Origin of the sequence: Hyphomonas sp. UBA4494 (genome assembly GCF_002388935.1) — a bacterium.
Taxonomy (GTDB): Bacteria; Pseudomonadota; Alphaproteobacteria; order Caulobacterales; family Hyphomonadaceae; genus Hyphomonas.
On the sequence record NZ_DGNK01000006.1, the window covers coordinates 45,830 to 62,806 of the forward strand.

The window sequence follows — 16,977 nt, forward strand, 5'->3', positions numbered from 1 at the left end:
AGCACGCTTGCACCTTCACGAAACCATGTCGGGACGCTATTTCTGAGACATGACAGACCAAGCTCCCCCGCCGAAGCTCGAAATTCGCATCATTCCCGTGACGCCGCTGCAACAGAACACGTCGATGATCTGGTCCACAGACACAATGGAAGGCGTCTTCATCGATCCGGGCGGCGAGGTCGACAAATTGATGGGCGCAGCAGAGCAGTTCGGTGTGAAGATTGTCGGCGTCTGGCTGACCCACGGCCACCTGGATCATGCCGGCGCGGCCACCGAAGTGTCGGAGCGCACGGGCTGTCCAATCATTGGCCCCCACGAGGACGATCAGTGGCTGCTGGATGAACTGGAAGCTCAAGGCGCCAAATACGGCATCACTGATGGCCGCAATGTGACTCCGGACAAGTATCTTCATGATGGCGACGAGTTGGAGCTGTCTGGTACAAAATTCGGCGTCGCACACTGTCCGGGCCATACGCCGGGCCATGTTGTGATCTATCAGAAAGAAGGCGCGCTCGCTTTTGTTGGTGACGTCCTGTTCAAGGGCTCCATCGGCCGGACTGATTTCCCGCGCGGGAACCATCAGCAGCTGATCGACTCGATTACCGGCAAGCTCTGGCCACTTGGCAATGAAATGCGGTTTGTGCCGGGTCATGGTCCGCTGTCCACTTTTGGCCAAGAGCGTCAAACCAACCCGTTCGTGGCAGATACGATTACCGGATATCAAGGCGCCGCAAAGCAAGATGCAAGCTCGACCGACCAGAAACTTGCCAAGCGCTGGAGCTGACAAGCAAACGGTATTACCATCCCGTAAGCCTCGGAAATCCAACGGAACCAAGCCACCAAGGAGACGTTTCTGACCCGTACACAACGGAAAGGAATGTCTTATGACCGCTTATCTGAAACTCGCCGCTATCGGCGCCAGCGCCTTCGCTCTGGCCGCCTGCACCCAAACTGGCACCACTGAACGCAACGCTGCCTATGGCGCTGCTGCTGGCGCAGCCGCAGGTGCTGTGATTGGCAATAATGTCGGGGATGGTGACGCGCAACGCGGGGCTGCGATTGGCGCCGTTCTGGGCGGCACTGCTGGCGCAGCAAAGGGCTGCACGGAGTCGGAAGACTGCGATATGCCGGGCGTGAAAGACCAGGCTGACGAAAAAGACATCGACCGAGACGGCCGCGCGGACATCTATGACCGCTACCCGAATGACAGCACGCGCTGGTAAGCAGCCGAGGCACTAAAGTGATGGTGAGCCCCGCATCCATTGGATGCGGGGCTTTTTCTTTCGCGGCACAGTTTCGCCGCCAAATCACCCCGGTCTCTCCCCGCCCAAAATCGGAACGCCCTGCGCGACAACGCGTTTCCCTTTTACCTATGTTAAACAGGAGAGACTTCATGGGACGGGTAACGCCCCTTAACAAAACTGCTTCAGACGACCCGTGGATTGCGCCAGATGATCGCGCGATCCGTGAAAGGATCCGCGCCTGGTACAGCTGTTGGCCGCGAGGCCATGCCGACCGAGAAGCCATACCCCTCACAGGCTCTGGGTGTATCCGCCTGCTTAGTGATTTTGGCAGCGACGTCGCGATAAGCCAAAACCTTGCCCAATATCGTCAGCTTTGGCAGCCGGTTTTGGAAGACACGTTCAAGCGCTGGCATATCAGCATCGTATCCGCGATCAATTTGCGCCGCACCCAAGACATGGCCGCCGCAAACTTCTTCACCGAGCTGAGCGGCATCACCCATGAAGACGGGGTGATGAACCAGACGCAGGCAGTTTCTCAGGTCTGGGAGAAAATCACAGGTGGGTGGCACCTGGTTCATGAGCATTCGACGGTCCATAATGGAGCGCTCTGAGCTTGCAGCCTGATCGCCCCGCGACAGTCAATTGCAGCTAATAACGGAAACCCACCCCTTTAGTCTTGCCCCCGCCCCCGACTCCCAGCTATGGAGCAGCCGTTTGGCCGGTAGGAGAAAAGCAACATGCCGAAGCGCACGGATATCCGCTCTATCCTGGTTATTGGTGCCGGTCCGATCATCATCGGGCAGGCTTGCGAGTTCGACTATTCCGGCGTGCAGGCGATCAAAGCGCTGAAAAGCGAAGGCTACCGGGTGATCCTGGTCAATTCGAACCCGGCAACGATCATGACCGATCCAGAGCTCGCTGACGCAACCTATATCGAGCCCATCCTGCCGGAAGTTGTCGAAAAGATTATCGAGGCTGAAAAGCCGGATGCCCTGCTCCCGACCATGGGTGGCCAGACCGCACTCAATTGCGCGCTGGACCTCCACTATGCCGGCATCCTCGAAAAGCATGGCGTGGAGCTGATCGGCGCAAAGGCCGAAGCCATCGAGATGGCCGAAGACCGCAAGCTGTTCCGCGAAGCGATGGATCGGCTCGGTCTCGAAAATCCCCGCGCCGCCATCATCGCGTCTCCGAAGAGTGAAGACGGCAAGTATGATCGGATCGAAGGCCTGAAGCGCGCCATGGCCGCGCTGGACGAAGTTGGCCTGCCCGCCATCATCCGCCCGGCCTTCACGCTCGGCGGCACCGGTGGCGGCGTTGCGTACAATGTCGAAGAGTATGAAGAAATTTGCCGGTCCGGTCTTGCTGCCTCCCCCATGGCGCAGATCCTGGTCGATGAAAGCCTGCTGGGCTGGAAAGAATACGAGATGGAAGTGGTCCGCGACACAGCGGACAATGCCATCATTATCTGTGCCATCGAGAATATCGACCCGATGGGCGTCCATACTGGCGACTCCATCACGGTCGCGCCGGCGCTGACGCTGACCGACAAGGAATACCAGGTCATGCGGAACGCCTCGATCGCGGTGCTCCGCGAGATTGGCGTAGAGACGGGCGGATCTAACGTCCAGTTCGCGGTCAACCCCGCGGATGGCCGCCTCGTCGTGATTGAGATGAACCCGCGTGTGTCGCGCTCCTCTGCGCTTGCCTCGAAAGCCACCGGTTTCCCGATTGCCAAGATCGCCGCAAAACTGGCCGTGGGATACACGCTCGATGAACTGGACAATGACATCACAGGTGTCACCCCTGCCTCGTTCGAGCCGACAATTGACTATGTTGTCACCAAGATACCGCGCTTTGCCTTCGAGAAGTACAAGGGCGCCGACCCCGTACTGACCACGGCGATGAAATCCGTCGGCGAAGCCATGGCGATTGGTCGCTCATTCCAGGAAAGTCTGCAGAAGGCCCTGTGCTCATTGGAGACCGGCCTGTCCGGGCTTGATGATATCGCATTCGACACAGAAGCTGATTTGCGCACGGCGCTCGGCGTGCCGACACAGGACCGCTTGCGCGTGGTGGCGCAAGCCCTGCGTCAGGGTCTATCCGTGGACGAAGTTCATCAAATCACCTCTATCGACAAATGGTTCCTGCGCCAGATCGCGGAACTGATGGAGGTTGAAGCTGGCATCCTGAAGGATGGCCTGCCTGACGACCATGAAGGCATGCTGCGCCTGAAGATGCTCGGCTTCTCTGACAAGCGCCTCGGCAAGCTGGCCGGCAAGGGCGAAGCGGAAATCCGCAATGCACGCCACGGCCTCGGCGTGCGCCCGGTCTACAAACGTATCGATACATGCGCAGCCGAGTTTGCCGCGAAGACCCCCTACCTTTACTCCACCTATGAACAGCCCGTGTTCGGCGCCGACGAAGCTGAATGCGAAGCGCTGCCATCAGATCGCAACAAGGCGATCATCCTTGGGGGCGGCCCCAACCGGATCGGTCAGGGCATAGAGTTTGACTATTGCTGCTGTCATGCCGCATTCGCGATGGATGACATCGGCATCGAGTCCATCATGGTCAATTGCAATCCGGAAACGGTGTCCACGGACTATGATACATCTGACCGGCTCTATTTCGAGCCGTTGACGGAAGAACATGTTCTGGAGATTATCCACAAAGAGCAATCGGCCGGCACGCTGAACGGGGTGATCGTACAATTCGGCGGCCAAACGCCGCTGAAACTCGCCAACACGCTTGACCAGGAAAACGTGCCAATTCTTGGCACCAGCCCGGCCTCCATCGACCTCGCCGAAGACCGTGAGCAATTTGCGGCCCTGCTCGACGATCTTGGCATCCAGCAAGCACCGTCCCGCACGGCCCGCTCTGTCGAAGAAGCCGAGGTCAAAGCCAACGAGATCGGGTATCCGGTCATGCTGCGACCCTCCTTCGTGCTGGGCGGCCGGGCCATGGAAATCGCCCGCAATGATGAAGACCTGCGCAAATTTGCTGCCGAAGCCCTGAGCGTCGCCAAGGATTCCGGCGATGCGTCGCTATTCATTGACCGATATTTGTCCGATGCGATCGAGGTGGATGTGGACGCGCTGTGCGATGGCGAGAATGTGCACGTCGCCGGCATCATGGAACATATCGAAGAAGCAGGTGTGCATTCGGGCGATTCCGCCTGTGCCCTGCCGCCCTATACGCTTTCGCCTGCACTTCAGGGGCGCCTCGCCGAGCAAACGATTGCCCTTGCCCGCGCGTTGAAAGTTCGCGGCCTGATCAATATTCAGTTCGCCGTCAAGGATGACGAAATCTACGTGCTGGAAGCCAATCCCCGCGCCAGTCGGACCGTACCATTCGTTGCAAAAGCCGTTGGTGCCCCGATTGCCGGAATTGCGGCCAAGGTAATGGCGGGCATGAGCCTGACAGAATTCGACCTGACCCAGGCCAATCCTCGGCGCGTGGCGGTGAAAGAGGCGGTGTTCCCATTCGCCCGCTTCCCCGGTGTGGACCCGCAACTCGGCCCGGAGATGCGGTCGACCGGCGAAGTCATGGGCTGGGATGATGATTTCGGCATGGCCTTCCTGAAAAGCCAGCTTGGCGTCGGGGTCCATCTTCCAGACTCAGGAACGGTATTCGTGTCTCTGCGAGATTCCGACAAGAAGGCCATCGTTCCGGCGATTCGAAAGCTTACGGAGTTCGGATTCTCGATCCTCGCCACCGCCGGAACAGCTGCCTTTCTGGAGGCTGAAGGCCTGAAAGTGAGCCGGATCAACAAGGTTCTCGAAGGCCAGCCGCACATTCTGGACGCCATGATCAATGGCAACGTGCAATTGGTTTTCAACACGACCGAAGGTGCAGCATCGCTTGCAGATTCCGCATCCATTCGCCGGACTGCCGTAAACCGCAAGATACCGTATTTCACAACTCTGGCCTCCTCGATTGCCTCGGTGCAGGCCATTGAGAGTATGAAAGACCGGGAAATCTCGGTGCGCGCCTTGCAATCGGCCTGATCAGCCCCACTTGACGCCATTACCAATTAAGACAACGATCTTGCCGCCAACAATAGAGGTGACACAGATGGAACGCATTCCCATGACCGCTGAAGGCCATGCTGCGCTTCAGTCAGAACTTAAGACGCTGAAATCCGTTGAGCGCCCGAATATTATCGCGGCGATCGCGGAAGCGCGTGCGCATGGTGATCTGTCCGAAAACGCTGAATATCACGCTGCCAAGGAGAAGCAGAGCTTCATCGAAGGCCGCATCGCCGAGATCGATGACAAGCTTGCCCGCGCGGACGTGATCGACGTCTCCAAGCTGGGTGGCAGCAAAGTGCGCTTTGGCGCGACTGTGACTCTGATTGATGTCGATACGGAAGAAGAGAGCACGTACAAGATCGTTGGCGAAGACGAAGCCAATGTGAAGGACGGCAAGATCTCCGTCACCTCGCCAATTGCTCGTGCAATGATCGGCAAGGAAGAAGGCGACGAAGCCGAAGTGGCCGCCCCGTCCGGAGCGCGCGCTTACGAAGTTGCCAAGGTCGAGTACCTGTAAATGGCAGAGGCGGGGTCGCTCGGACCATCCGTCTGGGCGGTCTCGGACGGCCGCGCAGGCAATGCCGCTCAGGTTCGCGCAGTGCTGCAGGCACTGGGTGATACGCGGCGATGGATTCAGATTGCTCACATTAATGGTGAATCGCACCGCTCCGAACCTCTGACGCTGAGCCCACGCTTGCCGTGGACCCTGTTGCCTGCGGACAAATGGCCGTCTCCCCTAGCTTCCCTGCCGAAGAATCAGCGCGACCTGCTATCCCCTCCATGGCCAACGATCTGGATTGCTGCGGGCCGTCGTTCAGCTGCCCTGACTCGTGCCGTGCGGGAACTGTCCGGCGGAAAAACGCTGACCGTCCAAATCCTCGACCCAAGGATTCCCTCAGAAAACTTCGACCTTCTGGTCACACCGGCGCATGACGAGACAAACGGCTCGAACGTCATTCAGACGATCGGTTCGCCATCCTATTTTGCCCCTGACCTGATCGAAGATGCGGGCCAATCCTTTGCCGATCTGGCCGACGAGCGCAACAAGAGCGCGATCGTCATTCTGGGGGGGAACTCCCGCACACACACATTTACCGATGCTGCTGCCGAGCGTCTTGAATCCCAGCTTCGCATCCTGGCGGGGCAAGGCTGGCGTCTGCGGATCACAACATCGCGCCGCACGCCTGTGCCGATTGTATCCAGGTTCCGTTCGATGGCGGATGAAGTCGGAGCCCGGTTCTGGGCCGGCCCGGAAGATGGCGACAATCCCTATCTCGCATGGCTGGTTTTTTCCGATTGCGCCATCGTGACAGAGGACAGTGCCAACATGTTGTCCGATGCGGCCTGGCATGATTTGCCAATCCACATCGCGCGTCTGGAAGGTCGCTCCAAGAAATTCGACAGCTTGCACCAGAGTCTGATCGATCATGGCGCCGCTCGCTGGTTCGGAGGCACATTGGAAACATGGAGCTATCCAGCATTGCGTGAGGCAGACCGCGTTGCAGATGCAATCGTCGAGAAGCTTCTGGAGCGCCACCCCCAGCCAGACATGGGCGGCGATGGGTCGAAAGTCGCGCCGCCGGATTGGATGGAATGATACTTTGTCGACAGTGGCGGAGCGGTGCAGCATGAAGCTGTTCGCACTCACCCTGCTCGCCATGCTCGCCTTCGCTGCCAATTCGGTGCTCAACCGGCTGGCACTCGCGGGCGAGCTGATTGATCCAGCAAGCTTCGCAGTGATCCGCCTGTTCAGCGGCGCGATCATTCTCGGCCTGATCGTGCTCGCACAGTCTTCGACACGTCCGGCTCTCTTGTCTACAAAGCGGGGGGTCAGCGTCGCCGCCTTGCTCGCTTACATGCTCGGTTTCTCGTTTGCGTACTTGTCGCTCGATACGGGCGTCGGGGCGCTGGTCCTGTTCGGCGGTGTGCAAATCACCATGTTCGCTGGCGCCCTGCTGGCCAGAGAGCACGTCCCGGCCCTGAAATGGATCGGTGCACTCGTGGCGGCAGGTGGCCTGGCCTGGTTTCTTTGGCCGACTGACGCCGCTCCGGTCGACCCAGTGGGCGCGGCGTTGATGGGCATCGCGGCGCTCGGTTGGGGAATCTATTCACTCCTCGGTCGCGGTGCACAAAATGCCACCGAGGATACCGCAGCAAACTTCGCGCTGGCAGCTCCGCTCAGCCTGCTAGGTCTCTTCGCCATCGGGCCAGAGTTGACCCCAGTAGGCGTCTTGCTGGCCTGCCTGTCAGGCATTGTTACGTCTGGGCTCGGTTATGCACTCTGGTACGCTATCCTGCCCCGTATCACCTCAGCCACCGCGGCCATCGCACAACTCAGCGTCCCGATCCTCGCCGCGCTTGGCGGCATCGCGATGCTCGGCGAGGATCTGACACTACGCTTTGCAATTGCCGCGCTGATTGTACTCGGTGGTATCGGGCTGTCCGTGACCGGCGCCCGAAAGCCCCGCTAGGCAGCAACAACCCGCTCATCGGCCGGGATCGGCTTCAGAATAAAGCCGCCGCCCAGAATACGCGTGCTGCCTTCTGCGTCGTAGAGCACGGCGGCCTGGCCACGCGCGACACCCTCTTCCGGATCATCGAACCAGATCACGGGAACGCCATCACTCCACCCCAAACGGGCCGGCACGGGCGGCCGCGTGGACCGCACACGGACGAGCACGGGCACCCCTGCATCAGCAGCCGCCTGGAGCGATCCTTCGCCCAGCCAATTGAGTTCTTCCAGCAACAGGCCGGACGTCATCAAGGCTTCACGCGGGCCAACAATGACCCGGCGGTTGGGCGCGTCGATCTTGACCACATAGAGCGGGTCACCCGTCGCAACCCCAAGCCCCCGGCGCTGGCCGATCGTGTAGTGGATCACGCCATTGTGCTGACCGAGCACGCGACCATCAAGATGTTCAATGTCTCCGCCCCGTCCGGCACCCGGACGCAACTTTTCCACAACCGTGGCATAGGAGCCTTCCGGCACGAAACAGATGTCCTGACTGTCCGGCTTGGAAGCCACCGGCAGATTGAACTGATCAGCCAGTTCGCGCACCTGCGTCTTCGGCAGGTCGCCGAGCGGAAAGCGCAGATAGTCCAGCTGCTCTGCCGTCGTTGCGAACAGGAAGTAAGACTGATCACGGCTCGCATCCGCGGCACGGTGAAGCTCCGGCCCATCGTCACCATCCGTGCGGCGGATGTAATGCCCTGTGGCAAGACAATCTGCCCCAAGATCACGGGCGGTTTTCAACAGGTCCGAAAACTTGACCGTCTGGTTACAGCGAATGCATGGAATCGGTGTCGAACCGGCCAGATAGGTATCGGCGAAGTCTTCCATCACCTGCTCGCGGAACTTTGACTCGTAGTCGAGTACATAGTGCGGAATGCCGATCTGGTCGGATACGTTGCGGGCATCATGGATGTCCTGCCCGGCGCAGCAGGCGCCCTTCTTCTCGATGGCAGCGCCATGATCGTAAAGCTGTAGCGTGATGCCAATCACGTCGTAGCCCTGCGCCTTCAGCATGGCGGCCACGACAGAGCTGTCGACTCCGCCCGACATGGCAGCGACGACGCGCGTTTCCGCGGGCGGTTTGGCAAATCCAAGAGAGTTCACACGGCCATCCCAGGCCGGCGGCAATTCATAAGTCATGTCTCACTCCAACCGGGTTAAAGGCCCGGAGCAGTTTCAGGAATGGGGACATATAGCGCGAGACGCGCCAAATTGCGAGGGGGTCAGGCTGCAGATGCTTCAGCGTTGGCCGTTCCAGCAGCAACCCAACCGCCCCGGAAGTGGCGAGCCGGCTCCAGCTTGTCGGTCAGGCCGATGGCACTTTCGCCACCACCGAGCAGAATCATACCGCCGGGCATCATTTGCTTTGAGACGCTTTCAATCACCTTGGTACGGGACGCGCGCGCCATTCCGGACAATACATTCCGACAGAGGATAACATCGAAGTTTCCGAGCCCGTCTGCCCGCTCGAGCAGATTGTGCTGGCGAAAGCTCACGCGCGAACGCAAGGCTTCAGACGCTTCCCACTGGCCGGTTTCGAGACGAGTGAAGTGCTTGACGAGTCGGTGGATCGACAGCCCCTTCTGAACCTCGTAGTGCCCATAGCGCGCCACGCGAGCGGTCTCGGTGGAGACCTTGCAGATATCAGTCGAAAGAATGTCGATCTTTGCGCCGCGCAGGCTGGCAGGCAATTCGTCTTCCAGCAGGATCGCCAGGGAATAGGCTTCCTGGCCCGTGCTGCCCCCGGCGCACCAGACTTTCAGACGGCCCGTATTGGACGCCTTCAGCCGTTTCGGCAGTATGTCGTCGACAACACGTTTTAGCGCGTCGCGGTCCCGGAAGAAGCAGGTGTCCTTGGACACCAACGCGGATGCGACTTCGGCCGCGAAGACCGGATTGGCGCGCGATTTCAGGCAGTGGACGAGATCCGCCATAGTGCCAAAGCCCTCGCGGCGGGCGATTGCCGCAAGCCGGGCTTCAATCAGATAGGATTTGGATTTCGGAATCGCCTGACCGGAGCCTTTCAGCGCCAGCTCAGCCAACTCGTTGAAGACCTCTTCCTGCATCTAACACTCCGAATCGGACATTCTGCCCATAAACCTTACCCATAGGGCTCGGTTTATTAAGAAATGCTTCAGACCAGGCCGACTTCCGCAAATTTGCTTTCCAGAATATCGGCGTCGAATGGCTTCATGATGAACTCGTCAGCGCCTGAACTCAACGCTTCATTTATGTGTTCAGCATCATTCTCAATGGAGCAGAACACGACAAGCGGATGTTTGCCGCCTTCTTCGCGGCGCAAGGCACGCAGGAAGTCCAAGCCGTTCATGACTGGCATATTCCAGTCAAGCAGGATCGCATCGGGCATTTTCTGGCGACACTGGCGCATGGCGTCTGCCCCATCGCCGGCTTCCAGCACATCAAACTTCAGGTCGCGCACAATGCGCGCCGCCACTTTCCGGACGACGCGGGAGTCATCAACGATCAGACAGGTTTTCATGATGTATCCTGTGCGCAGCGGTTCGGACTCGAATCTGGCCGACCCCGGTTAAGAAAGTCCTGCCAAAGTGTAAATTTCGGGCCAGCACTATCCCTCTGCGCGAATGCCCGCCGCCATGATGATGACCGTCTCTTCGCTTTCGCTGGCGGTCAACTCGCCGCCGAGGCCATCGCAGATGATCTTCGAGAACAGAGGCTGAATGGTTTCCGGACGCCAGCCATCCTCTGGCTCGATTCCCTTGATACCATTGGCGATGTCAGGGCGCAGGCGCGCCCGATTGCCCTTGCAGGTCAGGGTGATCGTCAGGCCCACTTGCTCATTGCGAATGCGCACATGAATCACGCCGCCGCGCGGCAGACAGTCAATGCCCATCATTACGAGGTTCATCATCATCCGAACATGCGAGAAGCTCAAATGGTCGGTCTGGATATCGAATTCGATACTCGGCCGGTGGCTGGCCACGAAGTTCTCGGTGATCTTGCGCGCTTCATGAATGTCGGCCGCGCCCGCATTCAAGCCAATCGACCCAAAGGCGTAGCGCAGGAACTGAATCCGAGCGCCCGCCTTCTCGGCTCCATCATGCAGCAGGTCCTGAGCCTGCGCCTTCATTTCCATGTCACCCGGATCGTTCAACAGATCGAGCGCATTCGTGACCGAAGATACGGGCGAAACAAGGTCGTGGCAGATGCGTGATGCGATGTACGCGGATAGGCGTGCAGGATCGATCATGGGTAGTGGAGCCCCGTTCTAGAGTTCAGATTTTGCGCAGGATTGTGTGAGCCGCCCGGCGTGTCAATCAAGGCTGTATGAACTATTGGCGATATTCAACATTCTGCTCAGTTGCATCTTCCGGACGGTCGATATCGTCATAGCCGTGGCGCGCACTGTGGAAGGTGAGCAGAAACAGGCCAATCGACAGGCCAAGCGTCATGACGCCGCCCAGGACATAGGCGATCCAGCCATGCCCTGAGAGCCCGTCAGCATTGCTTTCCCAGAACAGCGAAATGCCCCAGAGCATCAGCCCCAGGAGCACGAAACTGGCTACAATCCAGAATATCAGCTTGCGTGACATGTCTGATCACCTACGCCTGACGGCGCTGGAAACAAGCTATTTCTGCTTCCAGCTGCCGCTGGCATCCATGTACCATTGGCCAGGGCTCAGTTTGGAAATCTGCTTTTCGCCGGTGATGCGGGCGACTTCAGCGACCGTCGTGCCGGTTTCAGCAGCGACTTCCGCATATTTGGCGGCGCGCTTGTTGTTGATCTCCTGAACCTTGCGAATGAGCGACGGGTCAGCCGACCCGATAACGCCAAGGCGACCGTCAATGCGTTCGCCGACCTCACCCGCCTCAATGGCAGCATCAATGGCGGGATCACCCGCAAAGGCGGCTGGCGACATCGCGGCATGGCCGAAGGCCAAGGCCAGGGCAGCGAAAAAAGTGCGAAGGGATTTCATCATCTCGTCTCCAGATTTCGCGAGTTTAGAACAAGTCTGGATTGTCCGCGATCAGGTCTTCGACTTCCTTGTCGAGGATCACGCGGACTTCCTGGGTAATATTGACATTCAAGTCGATCTTGATCGGCTTGTCGGACGGTTCAATGCGGACGGTCGGCGTGCAGGCGACCAGTGCCGCAATGCCCGCGCCAGCCAGCAAGGCTTTGGAATAATTCATCAGGATTCGCTCCTCAGGGTTCAATGGGGAACATGACACACGCCACCTTAACGTCAATGAAGTTGGCGGTTGTGTCCTATTCAGATTCATCCAGTCGTTTTGCTTTCACCTGCTCGACAACGGCGTTGGTCAGCCCCTTCTGGCTCGTATAGTATTGAGTGTTGCGCAAGAGTTCGCCGAGTGCCGAGTTAACCGTGATGTTGAACAGGAAGGGTTGCCCCGTCAGCACCTGATTTCCGTCACCATACGCGATCCCCTTCCGGCTCTTGCCCTCCAGAATGAGAGAAATGGTCATCCGATCGCGGACGTTGCCGTCAAGGCCAAGCTCAAGGACCGTGAAATCGAAATCCTTCAGCGCTTCAAAGGCCATTTTTGCGTTTTCGTCTGCTGCGCCAGCAGAGTCCGCAGCCGTGCCCAGATAGGAGATATAGCCCCCATCCGCATCGGCTCTCAACCGAGCATCGCGGACCAGAATATCTGTGCCGTCAATGTCGATTGGAAAGCTGCCGGACACAGTGCCGGTCGCTCGTGTGTCGGGCAGTTTCAAAACCTCGACCAGTTTCGCGAGTTCGATTGCTTCTGCCGTAACTTCAATGTTCTGTTGCTCGCCGCCAAGCGACCAGACAAAGGGCGGCAATGCCAGTGTCCCCCCGGCGAAGGGGAACGCAGCCGACTCGACTTTGAACTGCGTACCCTCGACCAGCTGAAACGTGATTTGGCCATTCTCCAGCGGTACGCCGGGGTTGAGACGCTCGACGAGGATGGTCTGTCCTGGCTCGGTGGTCAGGGCCAGCAATTCGCTAAAGGCGACGTTGCCGTTGACCCCCTGCACCCGGCCAAGCCGTGTCGTCTGAAAACCGAATTCGGAAACCGAGACTTCCCCTGTCCCTTCGATCTTGCCTCCAACAATGTCAAACCGCGCCGCCGCAGCAAGACCGCCGCGCGCATCCGTGAAAACGCCCCGCAAACGGTCTGACAGGCGCCAAGGCTGCAGGGCACCCGGCTCGAATTGCAGGTCACGGCTCTCCAGCGCCGCCATGCCACTCAGCTTCGTTACGTCGAGGCGAAGCAGTGTGTCCGCAACGGTGATGCCGTTTGACGCAAGCCGCAAAGGCCCGGACATGCTGAAATCGGCACCGCTGAGGGTTGCGTCCAGGTCCGCTGTCAGCGGCTGGTAGAGGGGGTCATCGCGATAGTCGCGGATAATCACACCGTCGGCGCTCATACTCCCCTTCACACCACCCTCGCCCGTTGTGCCGTCGAAGCGGAAATCACTGGAGCTGACATTGGCGGGCACAAGCGTTCCGTTGAACTTGGTTGCCCCCAGTCGCGCCGACAGAGCGGGCGCGGCGTTCAGACGGGTGGCAATGCCCAGCCTCAGTCCGTCGCCATCAATGCTGAGCGTCTCCTCACCGATGCCAAGGGCCAATGAGACAGAGTCTGACACCGCCGAGACGCTCGCAGTCTTTCCGCCCGTCCAGTCAATCTGTGCATCTGTGAAGCTGACCGTCCCGGCATTCGATGAGAAAGCGACCGGAACCACCAAGTCTCCGAGTTTTGTGGCCCCGGCAAATCCGGCCCCCGGCGAGATGAAGTCTTTCCCTTCCGGGCATATCGGCGTGCGGAAAGCGCCGAGGCTGACCGATCCGAACCGCAAGCCCTGGCTGTCCAGTGACAGGCAGGACCGATCCGGAGTGGATATCCGCCACCCCGCCTTGTCGGACGACACCAGCAACTGACCGGACAGGCTGGAAGAGTCGAGATCAAAGCCGGACACATTACCCGAGACGCCGATCTTGCCAGATGTCTCAAGCGCTATCTCCCCTTCGCCGACGCGTTGATAGTCAATCCGTTTCAAATCCGCTGAGAGAGTCCTGCCACCTGCCGACCAGGAGGACAGTTTCAGATCCGTCGCGTTGAAATGCGACAGGCCCATTTCGGACATCTGGACCTGAAGGTCTGCCGTAAGGGCTGGCAAACCGCCGCCTTTCAAAGAGAGCTGACCTGCTACCGATCGATCACGGCCCATCCAAGAGAGCCATTTTCCGTTAGCGCCAGGCAAGATGTCTGCCGCCAGCCCTGATTGTGCGTTGAGCTGCGCCGGCCCATCCGCCGAAATGGCCCATCCGTCCGCCTTGTGCTGAGCCTCGACCGTAACCGACGCATTGAAGGCCGTTAGCGCTCGACGCAGCGCGCTCGTGAGACTAGTCTCATGGGCCGCGAACATGTCGGGCAGATTGACCAACTCAAGCAACTGGTCGGTTGTCGCGGCAGTCAACGATGTCCCGGACGTCGATACATCGGCCTTGAAGCCGATGCCGTCCGCGACCGTCCTGTCCAAGTTTGCCCGGATCGACGCACGTTGCGTGCGGCCCTGAGGAACGTCCAGGTCGCTTGCAGAAGCCAGTACAGGTCCGATGACGTGCCCCGCTTCGCCCGCAAGATCGAACTCCAATTGCATGTCGCGACCGGCAAATGCGCTGCCGGAAACTTTCGACGCATCAGTCTCGGCAGAGGCCTCAACCAGCGCATTCAAAATCGAGTCGATCTCAAAGGATGGCAGACGATCCAAAATGGCACGCCCCCTACTCGATGCATTGGAAATTTCATATCCGCTCCAGGAGACGCTGGCGACATGTCCGTCCCAGACAATTTGTGTGTCACCGGCTCCGTCGAAGGGGGAATTCAGCAAGGCGTCGAGTTGAACGTTTCGCGCCTGAACGCCGCGTATATCGGCCTCGGCAAGATCCAGAAAAGCCTCGCCTTCCAGCTGACCGTCGCTGGCGGTGACATCGACTCGCCCTTCCGACCAGACCAGCGTGCCGTCCGGACCGGACAGGGACACCGGGTCGAGTACCATCTGCAATGTGCCGGATTCGGGAAATTCGCCTTCCAGATCGACCGATGCCCCGATGTCGCCGGCGCTTGTGGCCAGCAAGACGCGGCCCTTGGTAATCTTCACTGGAGGCAGCGGACTGCCACTGTCCCCGCCAGACCCGCCCAGATTTTCAAGCCCATGAAAGCGAATACCACGATCATCCAACGTGCCGTGCAATTCCGGCGCAATAACCGATACGGCACCGAGAGACGGCACCAGCCCCTTCCAGGATATGTCTGCAATTACTTCGTCTGCCATGAAGGGCGTCTCGTCGCCGGATTTGATGCGGACTCCGGTAATCACCGCGCCACCAGGCCCAAGGCGCTTGAAATCAGCCTGGCAAGTGAGGGACTGGTCATGGCACCACTGCGCCAATGCCTGTTGGGCAATGTATTTGCGACCGAGCCAGCCGAGTGCACCAAAAAGCAGGAACAGGGTCAGGATCGCGACCAGCAGCCAACGCCCCCAATTCAGGCGGCGCGTGCCCGCCTTCGAGCCTTCAACCTCTAAATCTTTGTAATGTGGCGTATTCACTGACGGTTCCGGCTTGCTTCTTGCTTTGATTGGCTACTAGGATTTGTAGGAAAGCAAGAAGGCCAAATTGAGCAAGAATGTCGTTTCTTAACGTGTAAACGGTATAAAAGGTCCTTCTGACATTCACAGTCTTGAGAGACATAGGTGCTGGGTGGCACTGGAGTGAGGGAGATCGCGCCATGGTGCATGACGTGAAAACAGTCGAAACAAACACTGCCGAGCCGGGCCGAACGGTCTCGCATGGCGTGAAGAGTCTGGTCGTATTGGGTCTGTTGGGATCGGTTTCGGCCATTCTGGGCCTTGTAACGGTCGGTCCATCCAATGAGCCGGTCGGAATGGGCGCCGCCCATGCATCGCCAGCCCCGCCGCCCCTCGCCACAACACTCTTGTCTGCAACCGAATTCGAGCCCGGCCTTGGCATTCCAAACCGCGTAAGCGGCACGCTGAAAAGCCGCGAAACGCTGACGGAACTCGTTACGCGCCTTGGGGCCGAGCCATCCGATGCTGCCGCTGCGCTGCACACGATTTACGAGAAGGAATTCCTCGATCCGCGGCGCCTTCGCCCCGGGGTCAAGGCCGACGCCTTCATTACCAATGGTCAACTGACCGCGCTCAACATCAAAGCGGACGCCGAACGCAATCTTTTCATCACGCGCTCAGCCGAGAGCGGCTGGACCGCCAGCGAGCTGAAAGCCCGCCTCAGCCCAACTTATCACCGCGTTGCAGCCCCAATTGAAACCTCAATCTATGAAGCCGCCCGCAAGCTGGGCGCCGGCGACCAGCAGGTTGTCGATTTTGCCAGCGCGTTTGCCTATGACGTGGATTTCCAGCGCGAGATACATCCCGGTGACACATTCGAAATGGTCTATGAGACCCAAGTCGACGAGCGCGGCACACCGGTCAAGAATGGCGACCTCGTCTTCGCCAAACTGAACGGCAAGGCGCTGACACGCGGCTTCTATCGCTTCACACCCAGCGATGACGGCGTAGCTGACTATTTCGACGAGAATGGCGAAAGCGCCACGAAATTCCTGATGAAGACGCCTATCAATGGCGCGCGCCTGTCATCCTCCTTCGGCAATCGGCGCCATCCGATCTCTGGCTATACGCGCCTGCACAAGGGCACTGATTTCGCCGCGCCATCCGGCACGCCGATCTATGCTGCGGGCAATGGCACGGTCGAGCGCGCCAGCCGCTATGGCGGCTATGGCAATTATGTCCGCATCAAGCACGCCAATAATTACAAGACCGCCTACGCCCACATGTCCCGCTACGGACCAGGCGTGCGCGCTGGCAAGCGGGTCCGCCAAGGCGACGTGATTGGCTATGTCGGCTCGACCGGTGCCTCAACCGGACCGCACCTGCACTACGAAGTCTACATCAAGAGCAAGCCAGTCAACGCGATGCGCCTGAAACTGCCGACCGGCCGCAAGCTGGCTGAGACGCCGGACATGCTTGCCGAATTCGAAGCCCGCAAGGCCGAGATCGACGCGATCCGCACAGCCCAGGGCGCCCAGCTCATGGCAGGCACCGGCTCGCTGACCAATCCACCCTCTCCGTAAAAGGAATGTCGCGGAGCTCCCGAGGCTCCGCGTATCCTGC

Annotated in this window: 16 protein-coding genes; 8 read left to right on the forward strand and 8 right to left on the reverse strand. The window is 59.3% G+C overall.

What is annotated here, in order from left to right:
* Positions 1-49: 49 nt before the first annotated feature.
* The 7 genes from B2P82_RS02970 to B2P82_RS03000 all read left to right on the forward strand — a co-directional run bounded on the left by B2P82_RS02970 (position 50) and on the right by B2P82_RS03000 (position 7,749).
* The gene (locus tag B2P82_RS02970) at positions 50-784 is read left to right on the forward strand and encodes an MBL fold metallo-hydrolase (RefSeq protein ID WP_290495046.1); all 735 of its coding nucleotides are present in this window, start codon (positions 50-52) and stop codon (positions 782-784) included.
* A gap of 100 nt (positions 785-884) precedes the next feature.
* Positions 885-1,223, forward strand: a complete 339-nt coding sequence (locus tag B2P82_RS02975) for a YMGG-like glycine zipper-containing protein (RefSeq protein ID WP_290495048.1) — start codon at positions 885-887, stop codon at positions 1,221-1,223.
* 170 nt (positions 1,224-1,393) lie between these two features.
* The gene (locus B2P82_RS02980) at positions 1,394-1,855 is read left to right on the forward strand and encodes a nuclear transport factor 2 family protein (RefSeq protein ID WP_290495050.1); all 462 of its coding nucleotides are present in this window, start codon (positions 1,394-1,396) and stop codon (positions 1,853-1,855) included.
* A 126-nt stretch (positions 1,856-1,981) separates the two neighbouring features.
* The gene (carB, locus tag B2P82_RS02985) at positions 1,982-5,254 is read left to right on the forward strand and encodes a carbamoyl-phosphate synthase large subunit (RefSeq protein WP_290481291.1); all 3,273 of its coding nucleotides are present in this window, start codon (positions 1,982-1,984) and stop codon (positions 5,252-5,254) included.
* 67 nt (positions 5,255-5,321) lie between these two features.
* The gene (gene greA, locus B2P82_RS02990; protein ID WP_206992448.1) at positions 5,322-5,795 is read left to right on the forward strand and encodes a transcription elongation factor GreA; all 474 of its coding nucleotides are present in this window, start codon (positions 5,322-5,324) and stop codon (positions 5,793-5,795) included.
* Positions 5,796-6,875, forward strand: coding sequence for a mitochondrial fission ELM1 family protein (locus B2P82_RS02995; RefSeq protein ID WP_290495052.1), 1,080 nt, complete (start codon positions 5,796-5,798; stop codon positions 6,873-6,875).
* A 31-nt stretch (positions 6,876-6,906) separates the two neighbouring features.
* Positions 6,907-7,749: a DMT family transporter gene (locus tag B2P82_RS03000; protein WP_206992446.1), complete on the forward strand. Its 843-nt coding sequence runs from the start codon at positions 6,907-6,909 to the stop codon at positions 7,747-7,749.
* Here B2P82_RS03000 and mnmA read toward each other — a convergent pair.
* The 8 genes from mnmA to B2P82_RS03040 all read right to left on the reverse strand — a co-directional run bounded on the left by mnmA (position 7,746) and on the right by B2P82_RS03040 (position 15,375).
* Positions 7,746-8,930 carry a tRNA 2-thiouridine(34) synthase MnmA gene (gene mnmA / locus B2P82_RS03005; RefSeq protein ID WP_034812624.1) on the reverse strand — a complete coding sequence of 395 codons (1,185 nt, stop codon included), beginning with the start codon at positions 8,928-8,930 and terminating at the stop codon, positions 7,746-7,748. The two genes, B2P82_RS03000 and mnmA, sit on opposite strands and share 4 nt — an antisense overlap.
* An 83-nt stretch (positions 8,931-9,013) precedes the next feature.
* Positions 9,014-9,856, reverse strand: a complete 843-nt coding sequence (locus B2P82_RS03010) for a CheR family methyltransferase (RefSeq protein ID WP_290495056.1) — start codon at positions 9,854-9,856, stop codon at positions 9,014-9,016.
* 68 nt (positions 9,857-9,924) lie between these two features.
* Positions 9,925-10,290 carry a response regulator gene (locus tag B2P82_RS03015; protein WP_034812625.1) on the reverse strand — a complete coding sequence of 122 codons (366 nt, stop codon included), beginning with the start codon at positions 10,288-10,290 and terminating at the stop codon, positions 9,925-9,927.
* 87 nt (positions 10,291-10,377) lie between these two features.
* On the reverse strand, positions 10,378-11,019 hold the full coding sequence (locus B2P82_RS03020; RefSeq protein WP_206992444.1) for a histidine phosphotransferase family protein: 642 nt from the start codon (positions 11,017-11,019) through the stop codon (positions 10,378-10,380).
* Between the two features lie 82 nt (positions 11,020-11,101).
* Positions 11,102-11,362: a hypothetical protein gene (locus B2P82_RS03025; protein WP_051607596.1), complete on the reverse strand. Its 261-nt coding sequence runs from the start codon at positions 11,360-11,362 to the stop codon at positions 11,102-11,104.
* A gap of 36 nt (positions 11,363-11,398) precedes the next feature.
* Complete coding sequence (locus B2P82_RS03030; protein WP_290495058.1) at positions 11,399-11,749, reverse strand: YdbL family probable chaperone protein; 351 nt, start codon at positions 11,747-11,749, stop codon at positions 11,399-11,401.
* A 22-nt stretch (positions 11,750-11,771) separates the two neighbouring features.
* Positions 11,772-11,963 carry a YnbE family lipoprotein gene (locus B2P82_RS03035; protein WP_051607597.1) on the reverse strand — a complete coding sequence of 64 codons (192 nt, stop codon included), beginning with the start codon at positions 11,961-11,963 and terminating at the stop codon, positions 11,772-11,774.
* A gap of 76 nt (positions 11,964-12,039) precedes the next feature.
* Complete coding sequence (locus B2P82_RS03040) at positions 12,040-15,375, reverse strand: intermembrane phospholipid transport protein YdbH family protein (protein WP_290495060.1); 3,336 nt, start codon at positions 15,373-15,375, stop codon at positions 12,040-12,042.
* Positions 15,376-15,554: 179 nt separating this feature from the next.
* Between B2P82_RS03040 and B2P82_RS03045 the strand changes: the two genes are divergently transcribed.
* Positions 15,555-16,937, forward strand: coding sequence for a M23 family metallopeptidase (locus B2P82_RS03045; RefSeq protein WP_290495062.1), 1,383 nt, complete (start codon positions 15,555-15,557; stop codon positions 16,935-16,937).
* Positions 16,938-16,977: the final 40 nt, after the last annotated feature.

Coding starts and splice junctions, on each gene's coding strand:
- B2P82_RS02980 (WP_290495050.1), top strand. CDS start 1,394: ATGGGACGGGTAACGCCCCTTAACAAAACTGCTTCAGACGACCCGTGG.
- B2P82_RS03030 (WP_290495058.1), bottom strand. CDS start 11,749: ATGATGAAATCCCTTCGCACTTTTTTCGCTGCCCTGGCCTTGGCCTTC.
- B2P82_RS03025 (WP_051607596.1), bottom strand. CDS start 11,362: ATGTCACGCAAGCTGATATTCTGGATTGTAGCCAGTTTCGTGCTCCTG.
- B2P82_RS03020 (WP_206992444.1), bottom strand. CDS start 11,019: ATGATCGATCCTGCACGCCTATCCGCGTACATCGCATCACGCATCTGC.
- greA (WP_206992448.1), top strand. CDS start 5,322: ATGGAACGCATTCCCATGACCGCTGAAGGCCATGCTGCGCTTCAGTCA.
- B2P82_RS03035 (WP_051607597.1), bottom strand. CDS start 11,963: ATGAATTATTCCAAAGCCTTGCTGGCTGGCGCGGGCATTGCGGCACTG.
- carB (WP_290481291.1), top strand. CDS start 1,982: ATGCCGAAGCGCACGGATATCCGCTCTATCCTGGTTATTGGTGCCGGT.
- B2P82_RS03015 (WP_034812625.1), bottom strand. CDS start 10,290: ATGAAAACCTGTCTGATCGTTGATGACTCCCGCGTCGTCCGGAAAGTG.
- B2P82_RS02975 (WP_290495048.1), top strand. CDS start 885: ATGACCGCTTATCTGAAACTCGCCGCTATCGGCGCCAGCGCCTTCGCT.
- mnmA (WP_034812624.1), bottom strand. CDS start 8,930: ATGACTTATGAATTGCCGCCGGCCTGGGATGGCCGTGTGAACTCTCTT.
- B2P82_RS02970 (WP_290495046.1), top strand. CDS start 50: ATGACAGACCAAGCTCCCCCGCCGAAGCTCGAAATTCGCATCATTCCC.
- B2P82_RS02995 (WP_290495052.1), top strand. CDS start 5,796: ATGGCAGAGGCGGGGTCGCTCGGACCATCCGTCTGGGCGGTCTCGGAC.
- B2P82_RS03000 (WP_206992446.1), top strand. CDS start 6,907: ATGAAGCTGTTCGCACTCACCCTGCTCGCCATGCTCGCCTTCGCTGCC.
- B2P82_RS03045 (WP_290495062.1), top strand. CDS start 15,555: ATGGTGCATGACGTGAAAACAGTCGAAACAAACACTGCCGAGCCGGGC.
- B2P82_RS03010 (WP_290495056.1), bottom strand. CDS start 9,856: ATGCAGGAAGAGGTCTTCAACGAGTTGGCTGAGCTGGCGCTGAAAGGC.